Source organism: Cetobacterium sp. (assembly GCF_048470075.1).
Classification (GTDB): Bacteria; Fusobacteriota; Fusobacteriia; order Fusobacteriales; family Fusobacteriaceae; genus Cetobacterium_A.
The window spans coordinates 1-2,736 of record NZ_DBGBQB010000178.1; the positions used below are offsets into that span (position 1 = coordinate 1).

General features: G+C 32.5%; 3 protein-coding genes and 1 tRNA gene. 2 read left to right on the top strand and 2 right to left on the bottom strand.

What is annotated here, in order from left to right; all coding sequences use genetic code 11:
- Nucleotides 1–267: 267 nt before the first annotated feature.
- Together ACMOUI_RS06505 and ACMOUI_RS06510 are read left to right on the top strand one after the other, a co-directional pair.
- Complete coding sequence (locus tag ACMOUI_RS06505; RefSeq protein WP_418964916.1) at nt 268–1,653, top strand: alanine/glycine:cation symporter family protein; 1,386 nt, start codon at nt 268–270, stop codon at nt 1,651–1,653.
- 52 nt (nt 1,654–1,705) lie between these two features.
- Nucleotides 1,706–1,782: transfer RNA gene (locus ACMOUI_RS06510), tRNA-Arg, on the top strand.
- 68 nt (nt 1,783–1,850) lie between these two features.
- On the opposite strand, the gene ACMOUI_RS06515 is transcribed toward ACMOUI_RS06510, so the two are convergent.
- Together ACMOUI_RS06515 and ACMOUI_RS06520 are read right to left on the bottom strand one after the other, a co-directional pair.
- Nucleotides 1,851–2,540, bottom strand: coding sequence for a YjjG family noncanonical pyrimidine nucleotidase (locus ACMOUI_RS06515; protein WP_418964917.1), 690 nt, complete (start codon nt 2,538–2,540; stop codon nt 1,851–1,853).
- The coding region (locus ACMOUI_RS06520; protein ID WP_418964918.1) for a hypothetical protein at nt 2,537–2,736 on the bottom strand (200 nt) is incomplete at its 5' end. The genes ACMOUI_RS06515 and ACMOUI_RS06520, both read right to left, overlap by 4 nt.

Genomic DNA, 2,736 nt, shown 5'->3' on the forward strand with positions numbered 1-2,736 from the left:
TAGAGACCTAAACGCCAGTATAAATATTCGTGAGGTTGGTAGAGAGCTACTAGCTTACTAAAACATATATCAGGGTAGGAACTACCCGTAGAGCGTGATTAACATATCTGAAATGAGTAGTCAGATACTTCCCACGAAGCCTCGCCCTCTATTTGGGCGGTGGTAGTTCACGGCAAATAAGTGTGATTTAAAAAATATATTTTTCATTTTCTGCTACATATGATAAAATATTTTCATATTAAAAATAAACGAGGGGGTTAAGTAGGAATGTTAAATATAATGGTAAACTTTTTAAATGATATCTTATGGGGATATGTTCTTATTATAATGCTATTATTCGTGGGAACGTATTTTACATTAAAAACAAGATTTGTACAGATTAGATATTTTGTTCAAATGATAAAAATTTTAGGTGATAGTGTGGGACATAAAGGTGGGGTTTCATCATTTAAAGCCTTCTGTATAAGTACAGCTTCAAGAGTTGGAACGGGAAATTTAGCTGGAGTTGCCATTGCAATAGCTTCAGGAGGTCCAGGAGCAATATTTTGGATGTGGTTAATAGCTATTATAGGTGGAGCTTCAAGTTTTGTTGAAAGTACGTTAGCGCAGATATATAAAGTAAAAGATGGAGATGCTTTTAGAGGTGGACCAGCATATTACATGGAAAAAGCTTTAAATAAAAGATGGATGGGAGTTGCGTTTTCAATATTAATTTCAATAACATTTGGATTGATATTTAATTCAGTTCAGTCTAATACAATATCACTGGCTTTTCATGAAGCTTTTAAATTAGATAGAACAATAATAGGAGTTATATTAGCAGTAGCAACAGGAGCAATCATATTTGGTGGTGTTCAGAGAATAGCGAACTTCAGTGCTGCAGTAGTTCCAGTTATGGCAACTTTATATATAATGGTTTCGTTGTATGTAATAGTAACTAATATAGGTATGGTGCCTGAGATTTTTACTGATATAATTGAGAATGCATTTGGTATAAGACAAGCTGTCGGTGGTGGAATTGGAGCTGCTATAATGACTGGAGTAAAAAGAGGATTGTTTTCTAATGAAGCTGGTATGGGATCAGCTCCAAATGCGGCGGCAGCAGCAGAGACTTCTCATCCAGTAAAACAGGGATTTGTCCAGACTTTAGGAGTATTTACTGATACAATATTAATCTGTTCATGTACAGCTTTCATGGTATTAATATCAGGTGCACATAAAACAGAGGGATTAACAGGAATTCAATTGACTCAAAATGCATTAAGCTCACAAGTTGGTGGATGGGGTAATGTATTTATTGCCATATGTATATTATTATTTGCATTCAGTTCAATAATTGGAAACTATTACTATGGAGAAACAAATATAGAGTTTTTAACGCCGAATAAAGCATGGTTAAACCTATATAGAGCAGGTGTGGTTGGTATGGTAATGTTTGGCTCAATTGGAGAGTTGGCATTAGTATGGAATATGGCAGACCTATTTATGGGATTAATGGCTGTATTAAATCTGATAGCAATATTCCTACTTGGTAAAGTTGCATTCGAGGCTCTAAGTGATTATAGCGCTCAGAAAGAAAATGGAATGGATCCAAGTTTTAATAAAAATGATATAGATATGCCATATATAGAAAGAGTTGAGTGTTGGGATTAAGAAAAAGGGTATTGACTTAATGCTTAAAATGCTGTAGAATCTCATATGGTGGGCCTCCATAGCTCAATTGGATAGAGCATCTGACTTCGGATCAGAGGGTTATGGGTTCGATCCCTGTTGGGGGCGCCACAATAAACCATACACCTAATTTAAGATTAAAATATAAAGAGTCTAGATTTTCAAATCTAGACTCTTTTTTATTTTAATAATAGGTCTAAGAGTTCTTTTAAATTTGAAATTTCATAGGTCGGTTTAATTTCACTATCTATTGAAATACCCTTTGGATTATATAAACATGTATCGATTCCAAAATTTATTCCACCCTTTATATCTGAACTTAAACTATCTCCAATCATTAAAATATCTGATACATTTTCTATCTGATTACTTTCTAAGGCTATTTTAAATATTTCGGGATTTGGTTTAGAAACTCCGACCTCCTCAGAAACTATAATATCGTTGAAATATGGAGCTATTAAAGAGTTTCTAATTCTTCCATTTTGAACCTTTGTCAATCCATTGGTTATAATGAATAAGTTATATTTTCCATATAACTCCTTTATTAAATCTAAACTATCATGAAAAAGAATTGAAGATTTAGAAAGATTATCCATATATCTATCTGCAAAATCAAATGGATTAAAAGTATAGTTAAGCTGATTACAATATCTTCTAAATCTCTCTATTTTTAACTCACCTTGAGTTATTTTTCCCTCCTCTAACTCTTTCCATATTTTAGTATTTATCTCTTTGTATATTGGCAAATGGTATTCCTTATCATAGTCAATCCCATAACCAATTAACGTTTTTTCTAAAGCTTCCATTTCCGATGCTTTAAAATCAAATAAAGTATCGTCTGCATCAAAGATTAATGTATTGTATTTCATGATTTCACCCCGTTATTTTTTTCAGCATAATCCTTTGCAAGATTTATACTTAAAGATAAAAGAAACATACTTATTATTGTTCCTTCTCTAACGTAGATTGGAAGATCTCCAACCATTGATATTCCTACTGAAATGATAAGAGAAAAAACATCTACTAAATATCTTAATTTCATGAATGAAATTTTAGTCATTTGAG